Annotated in this window: 15 protein-coding genes; 14 read left to right on the top strand and 1 reads right to left on the bottom strand. The window is 45.5% G+C overall.

Going from position 1 to position 17,287, the window contains the following annotated elements:
- Positions 1-48 precede the first annotated feature (48 nt).
- From pyk to RG963_RS01390, 3 genes are all read left to right on the top strand, one after another.
- Positions 49-1,482, top strand: a complete 1,434-nt coding sequence (pyk, locus tag RG963_RS01400) for a pyruvate kinase (protein ID WP_310574489.1) — start codon at positions 49-51, stop codon at positions 1,480-1,482.
- A 191-nt stretch (positions 1,483-1,673) separates the two neighbouring features.
- Positions 1,674-2,576 (top strand): hypothetical protein, encoded by a 903-nt coding sequence (locus RG963_RS01395; protein WP_310574488.1) that lies wholly within the window; start codon positions 1,674-1,676, stop codon positions 2,574-2,576.
- A gap of 141 nt (positions 2,577-2,717) precedes the next feature.
- The gene (locus tag RG963_RS01390; RefSeq protein WP_310574487.1) at positions 2,718-3,083 is read left to right on the top strand and encodes a tetratricopeptide repeat protein; all 366 of its coding nucleotides are present in this window, start codon (positions 2,718-2,720) and stop codon (positions 3,081-3,083) included.
- A gap of 258 nt (positions 3,084-3,341) precedes the next feature.
- On the opposite strand, the gene RG963_RS01385 is transcribed toward RG963_RS01390, so the two are convergent.
- Positions 3,342-4,532 (bottom strand): geranylgeranyl reductase family protein, encoded by a 1,191-nt coding sequence (locus tag RG963_RS01385; RefSeq protein WP_310574486.1) that lies wholly within the window; start codon positions 4,530-4,532, stop codon positions 3,342-3,344.
- 197 nt (positions 4,533-4,729) lie between these two features.
- Between RG963_RS01385 and nifH the strand changes: the two genes are divergently transcribed.
- From nifH to RG963_RS01330, 11 genes are all read left to right on the top strand, one after another.
- Positions 4,730-5,551 (top strand): nitrogenase iron protein, encoded by an 822-nt coding sequence (gene nifH / locus RG963_RS01380; RefSeq protein ID WP_310574485.1) that lies wholly within the window; start codon positions 4,730-4,732, stop codon positions 5,549-5,551.
- A gap of 23 nt (positions 5,552-5,574) precedes the next feature.
- Positions 5,575-5,892, top strand: coding sequence for a P-II family nitrogen regulator (locus RG963_RS01375; RefSeq protein WP_310574484.1), 318 nt, complete (start codon positions 5,575-5,577; stop codon positions 5,890-5,892).
- 26 nt (positions 5,893-5,918) lie between these two features.
- Complete coding sequence (locus tag RG963_RS01370; RefSeq protein WP_310574483.1) at positions 5,919-6,296, top strand: P-II family nitrogen regulator; 378 nt, start codon at positions 5,919-5,921, stop codon at positions 6,294-6,296.
- Positions 6,296-7,894 carry a nitrogenase molybdenum-iron protein alpha chain gene (gene nifD, locus RG963_RS01365; protein ID WP_310574482.1) on the top strand — a complete coding sequence of 533 codons (1,599 nt, stop codon included), beginning with the start codon at positions 6,296-6,298 and terminating at the stop codon, positions 7,892-7,894. Before RG963_RS01370 ends, nifD begins: the two co-directional genes overlap by 1 nt.
- 14 nt (positions 7,895-7,908) lie before the next feature.
- Complete coding sequence (nifK, locus tag RG963_RS01360) at positions 7,909-9,279, top strand: nitrogenase molybdenum-iron protein subunit beta (RefSeq protein WP_310574481.1); 1,371 nt, start codon at positions 7,909-7,911, stop codon at positions 9,277-9,279.
- Between the two features lie 118 nt (positions 9,280-9,397).
- Positions 9,398-10,930: a nitrogenase iron-molybdenum cofactor biosynthesis protein NifE gene (gene nifE / locus RG963_RS01355; protein WP_310574480.1), complete on the top strand. Its 1,533-nt coding sequence runs from the start codon at positions 9,398-9,400 to the stop codon at positions 10,928-10,930.
- 12 nt (positions 10,931-10,942) lie between these two features.
- A complete protein-coding gene (locus RG963_RS01350; RefSeq protein WP_310574479.1) occupies positions 10,943-12,373 on the top strand; it encodes a nitrogenase component 1 in 1,431 nt (476 codons plus the stop codon).
- A 275-nt stretch (positions 12,374-12,648) separates the two neighbouring features.
- Complete coding sequence (gene modB / locus RG963_RS01345; protein WP_310574478.1) at positions 12,649-13,314, top strand: molybdate ABC transporter permease subunit; 666 nt, start codon at positions 12,649-12,651, stop codon at positions 13,312-13,314.
- Positions 13,315-13,342: 28 nt separating this feature from the next.
- Positions 13,343-14,473: an ABC transporter ATP-binding protein gene (locus RG963_RS01340; RefSeq protein ID WP_310574477.1), complete on the top strand. Its 1,131-nt coding sequence runs from the start codon at positions 13,343-13,345 to the stop codon at positions 14,471-14,473.
- Positions 14,474-15,026: 553 nt separating this feature from the next.
- Complete coding sequence (locus RG963_RS01335; protein WP_310574476.1) at positions 15,027-15,668, top strand: HAD family hydrolase; 642 nt, start codon at positions 15,027-15,029, stop codon at positions 15,666-15,668.
- A gap of 548 nt (positions 15,669-16,216) precedes the next feature.
- Positions 16,217-16,930, top strand: coding sequence for a putative immunity protein (locus RG963_RS01330; protein ID WP_310574475.1), 714 nt, complete (start codon positions 16,217-16,219; stop codon positions 16,928-16,930).
- Positions 16,931-17,287 lie beyond the last annotated feature (357 nt).

Below are 17,287 nucleotides of genomic sequence, written 5' to 3'. Positions count from 1 at the left end.
TATGAAGGCGGCATTGATCAGAGATTGAACAGTAGAGGCCGTGTAAATATGCAAATCCCGGACCATAAGACAAAGATCGTCTGTACCATAGGCCCTTCATCTTCTTCCGAAGAAGTGATCAGGAAACTTATGCTCACTGGCATGAATGTGGCAAGGATCAACTTTTCCCACGGGGACTTCGAAAGCCATAGCGAAGTGATCCGGAGAGTCCGTAAAGTTGCAGAAGAGCTTGACAGAACGATTGCAATTCTTGCCGACTTGCCAGGCCCGAAAATCCGCATAGGCAAACTGGAAAAAGAACCGCTTATGCTTCAGAAAGGAAACTTTGTGACCCTTACGGTTGATGAGTCTCCGGGAAGTGCAGAACGCATTCCTGTAAGTTATAAGCAGCTTCCGGAGAGTGTAGCTCCTGGAAGCCTTATCTACTTAAGCGACGGCTATATCCAGCTGCGCTGCCTGGAAATATTGGGAAAAGACGTGCTTTGCGAGGTTCTTATTGGAGGACAGCTTTACTCTCACAAAGGGCTGAATCTTCCGGGAGCAAAGATTTTTCTTGATCCTGTAACAGAAAAGGACTTAAAAATCCTTGAATTTGCCCTGAATGAAGAAATTGACACTTTCAGTATTTCTTTTGTAGAAAATGCCGAAAACATCCGTAAGGTCCGGAACTTTGCTGCATCAATAGGAAAGTCCGTATATATTGTTGCTAAGATCGAGCGCAGGCAGGCTGTAGAAAACATTAAGGAAATTCTTGAAGAAACCGACGCCCTTATGGTTGCCAGAGGAGACCTGGGAGTCGAAATTCCTATCGAGGAAGTTCCCTCAGTCCAGAAAGAACTTATCCAGAGTGCAAAACTTCTTGGGATTCCGGTAATTACAGCCACTCAAATGCTGGCTTCAATGACTGACAACATAAGACCTACCCGTGCAGAGGCGACAGATGTTGCCAATGCGATCCTTGATGGGACGGATGCGGTTATGCTTTCGGAAGAAACGGCGGTCGGGAATTATCCTGTGGAAGCCGTTGAGATGATGGCAAAAATTGCAAAAACCACCGAAAACTGGCGTTCCCGGACAAAATGGGGACTTGATACAATGATCAAGGGTATCACGGCAAGGGAAATGTCAGTGGACGAGGTAATAACCCTCCAGGTGCATGAAGCCCTGCAGAAATTACCGGTTGCAGCTATACTAACCCCCACAAGAAGCGGGGCAACCTCTCGGAGAATTTCACGCTTCAAGCCCGAACCCTGGATCCTTGCTTTCAGCCGCGTCCCAAGAACCTGCAGCTTTCTTTCTCTATCCTATGGTGTTTATCCTGTCATTGTGAAAGAAACAATTGAAAGCTGGGAAAAAGAAACTACGGAAAAAGCTAAAGAAATGGGATTTGTAAAAAGCGGAGATATCGTAGTTTTTACTCAGGGCCCTGCTTCAGGAAAACCCGGAGGTACGAACATGCTCAAAATCCTCACCCTTGACTAAACTTCCTCATCATTGACTAAATTTACAGGCTATCGGAATTATTCAACACCAGAGATTCCAATTTAAACTTCGTCTCTGGTCTGAGATTCACGTTTTAAGAGAAACGTATTAGAAAACTTTTTCATGCCAACATATTTAGGTATCAAAAGTATGTTCTAAAAAAATCCACATTATGTTATGAGGTTTCATTGATGAAACGAAAGGATCCAGCAACAAAAAACCAGAAATATCTGGCTATTTTTTTGGCCGCGACAATGCTTCTTTCAGTCGGTATGATATTTTTTTCGAACGGCTCAGAAAATAAAAATGATAGTGTTTCCACTGCAGAAGCTGAGAATAATAGTTCCACAATTTCCTTTTCCCAAATTCAGGGAAAACAGATACACCATGAATTTAATTCCATTGCTGACGGACTGAATATGTCTCCTGAAGGGGTAATAAGTGCGACGTATGTGAACTTGAATAAAGCAACAGGAACACCAATGGAACAGGCCGTTGGAAATGTAAAAATGATGGAGTCCCTGTATGGTGCAGATGTTACGAAACGCTACGGTGCAATTTACGCCGACGGAAACGGGTTCGAACTCCACCATATTCCGGAACAGAAGACTCTTGTTCCCTGGGGTGCAGTCCCGTACCATGGATACTACCTTCTTGCAAGAACAAATAATACCCAGGATATATGGAATGTAGTCGGAAGCCCTGTAATCCTCGGTTCCCGCCAGACAATTGAGAAAACGATCGATGTGCTGGAGGGAAATGCAACTGCAACCACCGAATACAATAACTTGCTGAGCCATGTGGATCCTGAGGATGTAATCTTCCAGCAAGTAGCAACAAAAACTAATGCTACGGATATCCCAGCCGAACAGTTTTATAGGGATTTCAAAAAGCTGGACAATGGCAGTTACACAGATACGTCCATTTTCCTTAATGTGGAACCCGAAGTGGCCCGGAACATTACAGCCCTCCAGGCAAATTCGAGCGAACGCGGAGTGACCTATAACGTAACTACAACAGGAAACATTACTAAAATGGTAATAACCTCCAACTTTGCAAGCTTACTTAATGAAACACAGTTGCTTTCACTGTAAGCAGGCAAATTTTTTCATTTTTTTAATATTCTTACATTTTTAATTTTACACCATATCTTCTGAGTTTTATTTTCGTTTTCCATTGGTTAGAAGGATAATTATCTATTTCTACAGACCCCACATTATATTCAATGGGAAGTGATGCCATTGGGATTTCTGGATAATTTGTTCAAAAAGAAAATCGAAGGTAAAACCGCAGAGGAATGGTATGGGCTTGCAGTCAGCGAAACCGATCCCGAAACGAAAATAGAGTATTTTGATAAGGTGCTGAAACTGAAACCTGATTTTGCAGGAGTCTGGAACCTCAGGGGGCTTGAATACATTCTCCTCAACCGGTATGAAGAAGCTATTGCCTCCTTTGATAAAGCCCTTGAGATCCGGCCTGCTTACCTGGAAGCAAGGTACAATAAAGAAGACGCTGAAACCGAATTGAGAAAGATAAAGGTATCCGAAGGAGAAGCTGGAGAGGAGACAGAAGAAACCTATATGGAAGAGAAAGAAGCATAAAGTGGAACCCGAATTCGGGATTTTTTTATTTTGTTCCTTGCCTTTTAATCCTCGGTTTTTTATTTTCCCCTTTCCCGTTATTAAAAAAAAGTAGGTTTATTCAATTCTCCCATACCGATTATTTCTGTTCCTGTCTTCCATACAGATCGTTTCTGTTCCTGTTTTTCATACAGATCGTTTCTATTCCTGTTTTCCATACAGATCATTTCTGTTCCTGTTTTATACAGATTGTTTATTTCTCCGATTCTTCCATATTTATTATTTCTTTCCCCTGTTCAGGGCCTGGAGCCCGAATTTTACAGAACCAGGAAGTTTTCCACATTGCATGACCTTCATCTGCTCAGGAGAAATAAGTTTGAAAGCTGCATTCATGAGAGTGTCGGACTTCATGATCCCGTCCATAAGCTGCCTTGCCTGCACTGACGTTTCAAGTGCCGGCCCGAACTGAGCTCGCCAGCGAGGGTCGTATTCTTCAAGCTTGCATTTCCCGGCTGCAAATTCGGCTGCAGTTTCTCCTGCCACTTTTCCGGCAATCATTGCAGGAGGGATTCCACCTCCGTTTGTCGCAATAATCTGACCTGCCGCGTCCCCTACAATCAGCGAGTCTTCGGTTGCAGTTCTCTCCGGCGCGCCGTTCACAGGGATAATGCCTGCAATAACGTTCATGATTATGCCGTTTTTCAGTTTGGGTCCGGCAAGAGGATGATCCCGCATAAAACGATGCAGGTACTCTTTTGCAGAAACCCCTTTTTCAGCCATGCCACTTCTGATTCCAATCCCGACATTTGCCCGATTCTCGCCTTCGGGAAAAATCCATGCGTAGCCGCCAGGCACAAAATCCTTTCCGAAATACATCTCCAGAGCAAAAGGATCAATATCCACATTTCTGACCTGGTATTCGATAGCAACAGAAGTCTCCCTTGATTCAGGCTTAAGGTTGAGACCTTTTGATTTTGCGACAAGGGAATTTGGGCCGTCAGATCCGATAATGGCCTTTGCTTTAATTTTGTGTTTCCCGAAGATTCCTGAGGTTTCAACGGTTGTGCCCTCCAATTTCGTCACGCGGGTTTTGATCATGAGTTCAGCCCCTGCTTTTGCAGCCTGCTCGGCAAGGAACTGGTCATACCTGCGCCTGTCAAGGACTGTACCCCTGACAGCGAACTCTTTTACACTGCAGTTTGGAGGGACTATGCGCTGAGTTTTGATATTCTGCAGCACGCAGAAATCAGGATAGTTTTTCAGCGTATCCGGCAGTCTGGCATCAGGGAGAAGAGCCCGGACTTCCGAAGCATGGGGAAGAAAACCGGCACACTGAATCGGGCTTCCGATTTCTTTTTTTTTATCAAGCAGAAGGACCGAGGCGCCGCTCTTTGCAGCATATAGGGCGGATGTAGAACCTGCAGGACCTGCGCCCACAACTATTACATCATACGAGGCTTCAGGGATCATGGAAAGGTTTTCCTGTTATTCATTTTAGCCTTTGCAATTTACCTGGAATTGCTTATTAATCCTTTCCCAAAGTTAGGAAAATGAACATAATTCGAGAAAATATATATTAAACCTATAGAAAGTTATAAATAGTATTGTATGGTACAACGGTTACCGGCTTCCTGCCGATGAAAGAAAATGATGGAGGAAGGAAAAATATGAGACAGATAGCAATCTATGGAAAGGGCGGGATTGGAAAATCCACTACCACGCAAAATTTGACTGCTGCCCTTTCGACTATGGGGAACAAAATTCTTCTTGTAGGGTGCGACCCTAAAGCAGACTCTACCAGGATGTTGCTTGGAGGCCTGAACCAGAAGACTGTGCTTGATACTCTGAGAAGTGAAGGAGACGAAGGAGTCCATCTTGAGACTGTTGTACAGCCAGGCTTCGGGGGCATCAAATGTGTGGAGTCCGGAGGACCCGAACCCGGTGTAGGATGTGCAGGTAGAGGAATTATTACTGCCATCGGGCTGCTCGAAAACCTGGGTGCATACACCGAGGATCTTGATTATGTATTCTACGACGTGCTTGGTGACGTCGTATGCGGAGGTTTTGCCATGCCTATCCGTGAAGGAAAAGCCAAGGAAATCTACATCGTGGCCAGTGGAGAACTGATGGCCATCTATGCAGCAAACAACATCTGCAAAGGAATTGCCAAATTTGCCAAAGGTGGAGCCCGTCTGGGAGGCATCATCTGCAACAGCAGAAATGTAGATGGAGAGCGCGAACTCCTTGATGCTTTCGCAAAGAAACTGGGAAGCCATCTAATTCACTTCGTGCCCAGGGATAACATTGTCCAGAGGGCAGAAATCAACAGAAAAACCGTAATTCACTTCGACCCTGAATGTAACCAGGCAAAGGAGTACCTTGCCCTTGCCAACAACGTCCAGAACAACACGAAATTCGTTGTTCCGACCCCTATTCCCATGGAAGAGCTGGAATCCATGATGGTGGAATTCGGAATTGTTGAGCTTTAATCTAATGTACGGAGATGAAAACAATGCAAATGATACGTGCAATCATCAGGCCAGGTATGGAATCTAAAGTTGTCGAGAGCCTGGAAAAAGAGGGCTGTATTTCCCTTACAAAAATGGAAGTCTTCGGAAGGGGGAAGCAAAAAGGAATCCATATTGCAGACATCCACTACGACGAACTTCAGAAGACCATGCTCCTGATGGTAGTTGAAGACGAACACAAGGACAAAGTCATACAAACTATAATGGAATCTGCCAGAACCGGAAAGTATGGGGACGGAAGAATCTTCGTAAACCCCGTGGAAGAGGCTTACACCATAAGAACGGGAAAAGCCGGACTTTAAACTTGGTTTTTCGGAGGAAAATCCCCATGAAAGAGATTACGGCAATAATAAGGATGAACAAAGTCCAGAAAACCAAGGAAGCCTTGTTGGAATGCGGCTTTCCCTCATTTACCGTAAGAAGGGTAATGGGCCGTGGAAAGCAAAAAGGGCTCTGCTTTGAATTTGACCCCCCCCTTCCTGACCCGGCAAAGGAAACTGAAACCTGCATTCATTTCATTCCAAAAAGGATGTTCACAGTTGTGGTGGATGATAACAGTGTGGACGAAGTTGTCAGGAAAATCATCGAGGTAAACCAGACAGGACATCTTGGGGACGGAAAAATTTTCGTGTCAAACATTAGTGAAGCACTCCGCATCCGGACTGGAGAAAGCGGAGATGCAACCGTTAACAAGGAGTTGGTGTAATGGGAGCGGAAATTGGTTCGGAAATTGAAGATAGACAAAAGCTTGTCGATGAAATACTGAAGGTGCTCCCGGAAAAAGCTGCAAGGAACAGGAGAAAACACATTGTCGTCAGGGATTGTTCCACCGAACAGCACATCGACGCCGATGATAAAGTAATCCCGGGCATTATCACAAACCGCGGATGTGCCTTCGCGGGTTCGAAAGGTGTGGTCATGGGGCCGATCAAAGACATGGTTCACCTTGTCCACGGTCCGATTGGCTGTGCATACTTCACCTGGGGAACCAGGCGAAACTTTGCAAAGGCAGAGGAAGGCGAAGATAACTTTAGCAATTATTGCGTGTGCACTGACATGAAGGAGACTGACATCGTCTTTGGTGGAGAAAAAAAGCTCAAGAAAGCCATTGACGAGGTTATGAAGATCTTCAAACCGAAAGCAATCAGCATCTCTGCCACCTGTCCTGTAGGACTTATCGGAGATGACATCGAGGCCGTTGCCAGGGAAGCCGAAAAAGAATATGGAATTAAGGTTATCCCTTCCAGATGTGAAGGGTACAGAGGAGTCAGCCAGTCAGCAGGCCACCACATTGCAAGCAATGTCCTGATGGAACACCTGATCGGAACTGAGGAACTTAAAAATCCAACGCCCTTTGACATCAATATCTTCGGGGAATATAACATAGGAGGAGATCTCTGGGAAATTAAGCCAATCCTTGAAAAAATAGGGTACAGGATTGTCTCGACCTTCACCGGAGACGGTTCATTCCATAAACTAGCACAGGCGCACAAAGCAAAGCTCAGCATCCTGCTCTGCCACCGTTCCATCAACTACACGAACCGTATGATGGAAGAAAAATACGGGGTTCCCTGGCTGAAAGTCAACTACGTGGGCACGAAAACTACTGCAAAATCTCTCCGGAAAATGGCAGAGTTCTTTGACGATCCGGAAATTACCAGGAAAACCGAAGAAATCATCGCCGAAGAAAAAGTGAAGTATGAGGCTGAAGTCGAAAGGTACAGAAAGAAACTCAAGGGAAAAACGGCCTTCATCTATTCAGGGGGTTCCAGAAGTCACCACTACACTAACCTCTTTGAAGAACTCGGCATGAAAGTAATTGTTGCAGGTTACCAGTTTGCCCACAGAGACGACTATGAGGGCAGACAGATTATCCCTCAGATAAAGGGAGGGGCTTTAGGTTCCATGCTTGAGGATGTACACTACGAACGAGATGAAAATATCGAGCCTGCTGTCAGCCCGGAAAGGATTGAAGAGCTTAAAAAGAAAATCGGACTCATGGACTATGAAGGGCTTTTCCCCGAGATGAAGGACGGAACCATTGTCATTGACGACCTCAACCACCATGAAACCGAAGCCCTTGTAAAAGCCCTCAAACCCGATATCTTCTGTTCGGGGATCAAGGACAAATATTGGGCACAGAAGATGGGAATCCCCTCAAGGCAGATTCACTCATATGACTACAGCGGACGCTACACCGGCTTTTCCGGGGTCTTGAATTTCGCACGGGACATGGACATGGCCCTGCACAGCCCCACCTGGAAATTCATACGCCCACCGTGGAAAGCTGAAGGAGCAGAGTAAGGAGGGACAAAAAAATGTTAGACTACACTCCATGTGAAGAAGTAACCAGAGAAGCAGTAACCATCAATCCTGCAAAAATCTGCCAGCCAATCGGCGCAGTCTATGCAGCGCTTGGTGTACACAACTGCATGCCGCACAGCCACGGTTCACAGGGCTGTCTCTCATACCTGCGTATGTGCCTGAGCAGGCACTACCGCGAAAACTCCGTTGCAACGACCAGCAGTTTCTCTGAAGGGACAGCCGTCTTCGGAGGCGCAGCAAACCTCAAGGAAGCCCTGGGAAACCTGACCGCTATCTACAGGCCCGATGTAGTTGCTATTCATACCACCTGCGTGGCAGAAACTATAGGTGACGACGTGGGGTCCATTGTAGAAGATATCAGAGCCGAAGAACTCATAGACCCTTCGATCAAGATCTGTGCAGCTTCCACCCCAAGTTACGTGGGCACCCACATCACTGGCTATGACAATATGGTAAAGTCCTTTGTGACCACCTTTGCCAGCAAAAGCAAGCCAAACGGAAAACTCAATCTCATCCCTGGTTTCGTGGAGCCTGCCGATATCCGGGAAATGAAACGTATACTCTCAGTTATGGGGATCTCAAGCATTGTCTTCCCGGATACGACTGACGTCTTTGATGCTCCCCTCACTGGAGAAAATACCATGTACCCTAAAGGCGGCACTCCGATAGGGGATATAGAAGACTCTGCAAACTCTCTTGGGACAATTGCTCTCTGTAGAATGGCAGGAGGTTCAGCAGCAAAAATCCTGGAAAGCCGCTACAAAGTCCCGGCAAAAATAGGGCCCACCCCCATAGGAATCAGAAACACTGACCGTTTCATCATGAACGCGGCAAAACTTGCCAGCGTGGCAATTCCCCCGGAGCTTGAAGACGAGAGGGGAAGACTTGTGGACATGATGACTGACGCTCACCCGCATTACCATGGAAAGAAAGTAGCAATTTATGGGGACCCGGATATTATTGAAGGCCTCACCAGCCTGGTGCTGGAAATGGGCATGGAACCAAGTATAGTGCTCACCGGTACTCAGAACTCGGAGTTTGAAAAAGGAGTGGAAGAACTCATAGGCCTGGAATATCCAGAAGCCGATGTAATTTCCGGAGGGGACCTCTTCATGCTTCACCAGATCATTAAGCGAAAGCCCGTAGACCTCCTGATAGGTAACACCTACGGGAAATTCATTTCAAGAGCAGAGGACGTACCCCTTATCAGGGTAGGTTTCCCGATCACGGACAGGGCAAACCTCCACTACTTCCCGATCATGGGATACGCAGGTGCTGCAAGGTTGGTGGAGCGCATAGGAAACACCCTGCTTGAGAGAAAAGACAGGGACGCACCTGACTGGTTGCTCGAAACCGTTCAGTAAATAACCTGGTTTCAAGATAATTGGTTCCGGAAGAGAACATAGAAACTAGAAGTTAAAAACGGGAACTGTAGAAACGCCGCTGCAAATCTGAAAACCGAAGCAGAGGGGAGTGAAAGAGATGAAAGAGAAAACCGGGATAGTAGATACTCTTGAAGAAAGGCAACCATATATCACCAGAAAGCAAGAAAAAGGGCAGGCAATTCCCCTTGCCTGCGATAACAATTCCCTGGCAGGAGCCATCAGCCAGCGGGCCTGTGTTTATTCGGGAGCGAGGGTCGTTTTAAACCCTGTAACCGATGCCATCCACCTGGTCCACGGCCCGATAGGCTGTGCAGGCTATACCTGGGATATCAGGGGGGCAAAGTCCAGCGGAATCGAAACGAACCGCAGCAGTTTTAGCACGGACATGAAAGAGCTCGATATCGTGTTCGGGGGGGAGAAAAAACTCTCAAACGCAATCGACGAGCTGATGGGGCTCTACTGCCCCCCGGTTATTTTCGTATATTCCACATGTATAGTGGGAATTATCGGAGATGACCTGGAAGCCATATGTAAAAACGCAAGCAAGAAGCACAATATTCCGGTAATCCCTATAAAGTCCGAAGGCTTCAAAGGCAACAAGTCTGACGGATACAAGGCTGCATGCGACGCTTTAAAACAGCTAATCAAAAGACCTCAAGAAACTGCAGAAAAGAAACCCGAAGTAAACCCTGAGGTTAGAAAACCAAAGATCAATATCCTGGGGGATTTCAATGTAGCCGGGGACGTCTGGCTCGTAAAACCTCTCTTTGAGCAAATGGGAATTGAGGTCATAGTCTCCCTGACAGGAGATTCAACTACCAGATCCATATCAGGAGCAGCGGAGGCTGACCTTAACCTCGTTCAGTGCAGCGGGTCCATGAACTATCTCGCAAAATGGATGCAAAGAGAATATGGAATTCCGTATTTATCTGCGAGTTTCTTCGGAATCGAAGATATCTCCATAGCCCTGAGGAAAACTGCTGAATACTTTGACTCGGAAGAGATGAAAAAGAAGGCAGAAGAAATCCTGGAGACCGAAACGAACCGCATAATGCCTGAAATTTCCAGAGTTAGAGAGAGAGTCAAAGGGAAAAAGGCTGCTATCTACATGGGAGGCCCTGCAAAAGCTCTCACGCTTATTAAAGGCTTTGCGGAACTTGGCATGGAAGTAGTTATAATCGGAACCCAGACCGGGAAAAAGGAAGACTACGAGCAGATCAGTTATTCGGTCAGGGACGGAACTGTCATTGTAGACGATGCAAACCCTCTGGAACTTGCCGAATTGCTTGTGAAACAGAAAGCCGACCTGATGGTTGCAGGCGTAAAGGAGAGATTTATCGCATACAAGCTGGGTGTTGCTTTTTGCGACTTCAACCACGATAGGGTGGTGGAGTTCGAAGGCTTTGACGGCTTTGTAAATTTTGCAAGGGAAGTTGACGCTTCTATTAACAGCCCTGTCTGGAAAGCTGTCAGGCAGCGGACCTTGAAGCCCGAAGCAGTGGAATCAGAGAGAGAAGCAGTAAAAGGAGTGAATTCAGGAAAACCATGTGTAAAACAATATAAAGACATAAGCATGGGACCTGACTTCTTGAACACAAAACCGGATGCTGCAGTTAAAAGCCAGGCATGAGGAGGCATTGAGATGACGAAAAGAAACTATGTAACTGTAAATCCCTGTGTTATGTGCCAGCCCATGGGAAGTGCCCTTGCTTTCAAGGGAATCGAAAACACCATGGTTCTCTACCACGGTTCCCAGGGATGCAGCACCTACATGCGCCTGCACCTTGCCCATCATTTCAGGGAGCCTGTTGATATTGCATCAAGCTCCCTCAGTGAAAAGGGAGCTGTCTACGGGGGCAGGGAAAATCTGAAAAAGGGACTGAAAAACGTCATCAACAGGTACAACCCGAAAGTGATCGGCGTTGCCACTACCTGTCTTGCCGAAACAATAGGGGACGATGTCGCTGCGATCATCAGTGAGTTCAAAGAAGAGGAAGGGATCGGAGACGACCTAGAGAAAGATATTATAATCGTCCCGGTTTCAACTCCCAGCTACGGGGAAAGCCACGTAAGTGGGTATATAAAGGCCCTGGATGCAGTTGTCAGAAAATTTGCGGGAAATCAAGGAGAAAAGAAGCCTCTAAAAAATCCCAATGGAAAACTCAACCTCATCCCTGTTGAAAACCTCTCCCCTGCGGATGTGAGGGAACTAAAAGAAATCCTGGCGGCTACTGCCGGAGATTACATTTTTCTGCCTGATATTTCCGAAACCTTTGACGCACCTCTGAGAGACTATCTTCCGAAAATTGCCCCCGGAGGCACCCCGCTTTTCGAAATTCGGGATATGCCAAACAGTCGGGCAAGCCTGGGCCTTGGAATAGTCAGCAAGAACCTGGCACTGGATTATCTGGAAAAATCCCACAGCGTACCCGGACACAGCGTTCCAATTCCGATAGGGCTTTCAAACACGGACAGTTTCTTTACAGAACTGGTCAACATCCTCGGCTGCCCGATTCCCGAGAAATACCAGAAAGAAAGGGGCAGGCTCCTCGATGCCATGGTGGATGTTCACAAATACCTCTACGGGGTAAAAGCAGCGGTTTACGGGGACCCTGATATGGTACTTAGCCTCACAACCTTTATGCTGGAACTCGGGATGAACCCCGTGCTGATAGCTACAGGAAGCAAAAGCCGGGACTTTGGAGCGAAGATCAGGCAAATAATAGAAGAGATAAGGCCTGAACTGAAACCTGTGATTCTGGACGGGATTGACTTTGACAGCCTGAATGATGCAGTAAATGAATGCAGCCCGGAAATCCTGATAGGAAACTCAAATGGAAAATACATTTCCAAAGCCCTGGACATTCCTCTTGTAAGGGTTGGCCTGCCAATCCATGACAGAGTGGGCGCACAGCGTATCCTTACCGTAGGATACAGGGGAACCCTGGAACTGCTGGACAGGATCACAAATACCATCCTTGAAGCTACTGATACCTTCACCGCACCGGTAGAGGCTGAAACTACAGTATGTGCCAAGGGAACTGAAGAAGAATGTATGGAAAGAGGCGCATGAATGAAAATACGGCAAAAAATTGATACTCCTGACCCTTGCAGTAGTTCTCTGCCTTAGAATAGTCGCCTTCCTATCGGCATTCCTATCGGCAGCCCCGGAACAGTTCAAGAAAAGACTTTGCAGCAAACACCCTCTTAATAGGGGTGCCTGAAAAGAACGGATCTGAAACGCCGAAGACATTAGAAGACCTGACTTCAGGCAGCGTAGAAACCCCTGAAAGGATAAAAATTCAGGACTTAAACCGGAACAGAACCTGAAATTTGGGAAGGGATTTGATGGAAACACTTCAACTGGCCATGAGCCCGCTCCTGCTTACAATAAAGATTGCCGCTATTTCAACCTTCTTTGTGGCAATTCTTGGAATTCTTATCGCTTACTTGCTGGCAAAGAGAGAGTTTACGGGAAGATGGCTGGCTGACGTGCTCGTGACTTTGCCCCTTGTTCTACCCCCGACCGTAACCGGGTATATCCTGGTGATCCTGCTCGGGAAAAACGGGGTTATTGGAAGCGTTTTCACCAAAATTACAGGGAACGGGATACTCTTTACCTGGCAAGCAGCAGCCATTGCAGCTTTTGTTGTCTCTTTGCCCCTGATGGTAAAGACAGCAACCTCAGCCATCGGGGCTGTGGACCGAAGCGTTGAGGAAGCTGCCTGTATTCTCGGGAGAAGCGAATTTGAAACTGCGCTCTTTATAACCCTGCCTCTTGCAAAAAAGGGCATCATTGCAGGCTGCGTCCTGAGTTTTGCAAGGGCTGTCGGAGAGTTTGGAGCAACCCTGATGGTCGCAGGAAATATCCAGGGAAAAACCAGTACCATGCCTCTTTCCATTTACGGGGCATACCAGGTAGGAAACAATGAACTTGCTAACCTGCTTGTGATAATTCTGATCGCTATATCTCTCGTAACTATTGCAGCTACCAGCAAACTGGGAGAACGATGAAAAAATAGGTATAGGGTGGGAGTAGGAAATGACTGTTGAAGTTGACATTGAAAAGGAATTCTACGGAAGGAAACACAAGAAAAAGAAGGGAGTAAAACCCAGCTTTTCAATGCACTGTAGCTTTGATGCCGATTCCGATTTCGTGGTCCTGTTCGGCTGTTCCGGTTCAGGAAAAACCACGGCTCTCCGCTGCATTGCAGGGCTTGAGAACCCGGATGCAGGTACTATAAAAATAAACGATACAGTATACTTTGACAGCAAGAAGAAGGTAAACCTGCCACCCCAGAAACGGAAAATAGGGTATATGTTTCAGGAAAATGCCCTTTTTCCTCACATGAACGTGAGACAGAACATCGAATTCGGGCTCAAAGGCCTGAGTTCGATGGAAAAAACTAATCGGATGAATGAAATGCTGGGCCTTGTGGGAATCGAAGAACTTGAGTTTGCATACCCTTATGAGCTCTCAGGGGGCCAGAAGCAAAAAGTTGCGCTTGCCCGGGCTCTTGCTCCCAACCCGGAAGTGCTGCTCCTGGACGAGCCCTTTTCATCCCTGGATACCGTAATTCGCCTGAAACTTAGAAAAGAACTGCGGACGATCGGGAAAAAGCTTGGGATCCCTGTAATATTCATAACCCATGACCCTGTCGAAGCCTTTACCATGGCAGACAGGATGGTTGTCTTTGATAACGGCAGGGTGCAGCAGTTTGGCTCTCCTGAAGACGTATTTTATCATCCGAAAACCCGGTATGTGGCAGAACTGGTAGGCTTCTCCAACCTCTTTGACGATGCCGTTGTAGAAGGGCACGGGCAGAGAGACGAGTGTACTTTCCTCTGGTCCCTCGGTACGGAGATCACTGCTCCCTATATCAGGCGGACGGCAGGAGATAGAGTTAGCTGGGGAATAAGACCTGAGAATATAGAACTTATGGACAACGAAACTGTCCATGCAATTCGGAAGGAAGAAAGGAAAAACCTTCTCGGCGGTGTAGTCAGGAACGTGGTGAATAAAGGTACCAGCCGGATCATGTCCCTGAAATTGAAAGACAGCGGAGACGTCCTGAATATTGAGGTTACGAACCATATCTTTGACTCGTTAAAAATCGGTTTAGGAGACGAATGTATGGTAAGGATAAGAACTTCCGATATGATTGTCTTTTGACCACCAAAGTTGCGCCATCCGAGTTGCGCCATCCGAATTGCGCCTCGGGAGTACGCGGTCCTTCTCGCTACGCTCGAGAAGACTAATTTTATAGTTTAGAGCAATGAGCTTCTCCCAATAGTTGTGCTTCGGGGGCACAGGAAATAAAAGATGTTCTCGGAGTATTATGGTGTGTGAGAAGACTTCCACTAGCTGCTTTTATGATTTAGTTGATGCAGAGGTTTTGTCATAAAACCTATGTATATGGCCAATATTCCCAATAATTTACCTTGGAATTGACACAGAATGAGCTAAAATACATCGGTTTTATGAAAGTCACCGTATCAAGTCGTTGCAGGCCTATACAGCTAAAATACAGTTTTTTTTATGAATAAAATAATGCATTTTAGGCTTGATAATATCGGTTTTGTAGAAATCTTCTGAAATAGAAGGACTCCATTACCATGATTAAACTCTTATTTTTGGACGAAAAGATATTATGTCAGTACAGCAGGACTCTATGCTAAATATAGTAGGATTCTACGTTAGTACGGCAGGACTCAAGGCGGGATAGATGAAATATAGTACTATCATTTTTGATTTTGACTACACATTGGCCGATGCAACGAATGGTATTGTATCAAGTTTCAACTACGCTTTCAGCAAGCTGGATATTCAAGAGTGTGACCGTGAAAGTATAAAAAAGACCGTCGGATTACCACTCGATAAAGCATTTATCCAACTGACAAAGAATAAAAACGAAGTTTTGATAAATCGTTTTCTAAGTTTGTTCAGGGAAAAGGCCAACGAAGTAATGTCTAAAGATACTGTGCTGTATGCCGACACATTAAACACATTACAGCGATTAAAACAAAGTGGGCTCAATACAGGCATTGTAACCACAAAATATCATTTTAGAATAGTCGAGACCTTAAACATGCATAGGGTCATGGACTTAATAGATATTATTGTTGGGGGTGAGGATGTTAAAGTCCCAAAACCGTCTCCAGAAGGATTATTACTTGCAATTGACAGCCTTAACGAACAACTGAATAATGTGCTGTATATTGGAGATAGTCTGATAGATGCTAAAACGGCCTTAGCAGCAAATGTTGATTTTGCGGCAGTGACCACAGGAACAACAAAAGAAATCGAGTTTTTACAATATCCTTATGTAAAGATAGCAAAGAATTTATCAGAACTTTTTAACGAGTAAGAGCCTATCCGAAAAGTGGTTACCTACTGTAACTTTTGCATTAGTTGATATGCAAAACCGGAACGGATGCCCGGATATTTAGACTTATTGTAACTTTTCAGCATGCATTAATGACTTTTCGGATAGGCACTAAAGAGAAAACCATTTTCATTCCAAGGGATATGATAATTGTGGCCTAACAAAGCCAAGCTTTATAGTAAGTCGCAGGATCTTCATTGAAAGCTACTGCATTTTTGAGGGGGTTCATGGGTTACTTTCTCATTGCGTTACAGTGACCTTGAAATGCTGAATACACAGAGAACACTATTTTGACAGAGGCTAAATCAGAATTTATACGTTTAACCCTTCTTCTTTGGCAATGTCACCAATCATCTCTAAAAGTAAAACCTATGGCACTGTTTTCCTTCCTTCGGCTCGCAATGACAAAACGGAAAAAATGGTTTTAACTCAGCTTCCAGAGCAATATTTAGCATAGCTGTTTTGATTTCGAATTTTACAAACGATGATATAAATACATTAAAATGTGACATAGCCAAGATAATACAGATATGTCAGAGATTGCGTCACATTCCCACGAAACAGGACAACAAGTTCCGCATTTAGAATTTGAGAGTTCTCAAAATGCTGAATGGCATTTGAAAAATAAAATACCTAAAAATCCGACCTTGGATCAGAGAGTCAAATGGCACATTGAACACGCCAGGAATTGCTCCTGTCCTCCTTTGGATGGGGAGATCTCGGAAGAGCTCAAAAAGAGATATATGAATACACATCAGGAATTTTGGATTTTCTTTAATAGAAACGATCATAAAGCCCTGGCTCTTTGGGCGGCAGATTGTGCTGAACATGTATTGCCTTTCTTCGAAGAAAAATACCCGGAAGACCCGCGTCCCCGGGAAGCTATCCTGACACTCCGGGAATGGATAAATACAGGAAAGTTCAGCATGCCTGTCATACGAGGAACTTCACTTGCAGCTCATGCAGCTGCTCGTGAAGTGAAAGAAGAGGATAATGCTGCTCGCTTTGCGGCACGTGCCGCTGGTCAAGCGGTGGCGACTGCGCATGTTCCCACTCATGCTCTTGGTCCTGCTCTTTACGCTTTTAAAGCTGTTGCTGCCACCAATCCCACAGATGTCAAAGGTGCCATAGCTAAAGAACGAGATTGGCAATTTCAACGCCTTCCTGAAAACCTTCGGGAATGGGTAGATTTTTGGGTGAAGCAGAAGCAGCTGAAGTTTCTTCCAAAAAACTTGTATAATTAGACTGAAAAAGCAGAATATTTCTGTAATTTTGGTATCTCTTCCTACCTCGATCTCAATTCTCCGATATAGCTTAACTTCTGAAATGCCTGAATAATAGGGTATGTTTTTCTTCAGGTTTTTTGCATTTGATCGCTATGTAATCGAAAGAAACCCGTCTATTCCTGTAGTTTCTAGAACAAATGAGTAAAAAATAAACTTTTTAAAAAATTGGGTTTTATCCGATTATTTTTATTCACAATTGATTTTTAAAGTCAAAGCCGAGAACAGAACAGGAAATGTCAGCATTTAATCTTGGATACCTGTAGAGCTGGTATATCGAGCAGGGCAGAGACGTGACGGGAAATCAGGAAGTGTTAA

The organism is Methanosarcina baikalica (assembly GCF_031461075.1).
GTDB classification, from domain to species: domain Archaea; phylum Halobacteriota; class Methanosarcinia; order Methanosarcinales; family Methanosarcinaceae; genus Methanosarcina; species Methanosarcina baikalica.
The sequence above is the reverse complement of the archived record's forward strand: the minus strand, read 5'-3'. Positions and strand labels throughout refer to the sequence as shown.

What these genes read in the sequence shown, in the direction of transcription:
- pyk (WP_310574489.1), top strand. Translation starts at nt 49, where the DNA reads ATGCAAATCCCGGACCATAAGACAAAGATCGTCTGTACCATAGGCCCT.
- RG963_RS01395 (WP_310574488.1), top strand. Translation starts at nt 1,674, where the DNA reads ATGAAACGAAAGGATCCAGCAACAAAAAACCAGAAATATCTGGCTATT.
- RG963_RS01390 (WP_310574487.1), top strand. Translation starts at nt 2,718, where the DNA reads ATGCCATTGGGATTTCTGGATAATTTGTTCAAAAAGAAAATCGAAGGT.
- RG963_RS01385 (WP_310574486.1), bottom strand. Translation starts at nt 4,532, where the DNA reads ATGATCCCTGAAGCCTCGTATGATGTAATAGTTGTGGGCGCAGGTCCT.
- nifH (WP_310574485.1), top strand. Translation starts at nt 4,730, where the DNA reads ATGAGACAGATAGCAATCTATGGAAAGGGCGGGATTGGAAAATCCACT.
- RG963_RS01375 (WP_310574484.1), top strand. Translation starts at nt 5,575, where the DNA reads ATGCAAATGATACGTGCAATCATCAGGCCAGGTATGGAATCTAAAGTT.
- RG963_RS01370 (WP_310574483.1), top strand. Translation starts at nt 5,919, where the DNA reads ATGAAAGAGATTACGGCAATAATAAGGATGAACAAAGTCCAGAAAACC.
- nifD (WP_310574482.1), top strand. Translation starts at nt 6,296, where the DNA reads ATGGGAGCGGAAATTGGTTCGGAAATTGAAGATAGACAAAAGCTTGTC.
- nifK (WP_310574481.1), top strand. Translation starts at nt 7,909, where the DNA reads ATGTTAGACTACACTCCATGTGAAGAAGTAACCAGAGAAGCAGTAACC.
- nifE (WP_310574480.1), top strand. Translation starts at nt 9,398, where the DNA reads ATGAAAGAGAAAACCGGGATAGTAGATACTCTTGAAGAAAGGCAACCA.
- RG963_RS01350 (WP_310574479.1), top strand. Translation starts at nt 10,943, where the DNA reads ATGACGAAAAGAAACTATGTAACTGTAAATCCCTGTGTTATGTGCCAG.
- modB (WP_310574478.1), top strand. Translation starts at nt 12,649, where the DNA reads ATGGAAACACTTCAACTGGCCATGAGCCCGCTCCTGCTTACAATAAAG.
- RG963_RS01340 (WP_310574477.1), top strand. Translation starts at nt 13,343, where the DNA reads ATGACTGTTGAAGTTGACATTGAAAAGGAATTCTACGGAAGGAAACAC.
- RG963_RS01335 (WP_310574476.1), top strand. Translation starts at nt 15,027, where the DNA reads ATGAAATATAGTACTATCATTTTTGATTTTGACTACACATTGGCCGAT.
- RG963_RS01330 (WP_310574475.1), top strand. Translation starts at nt 16,217, where the DNA reads ATGTCAGAGATTGCGTCACATTCCCACGAAACAGGACAACAAGTTCCG.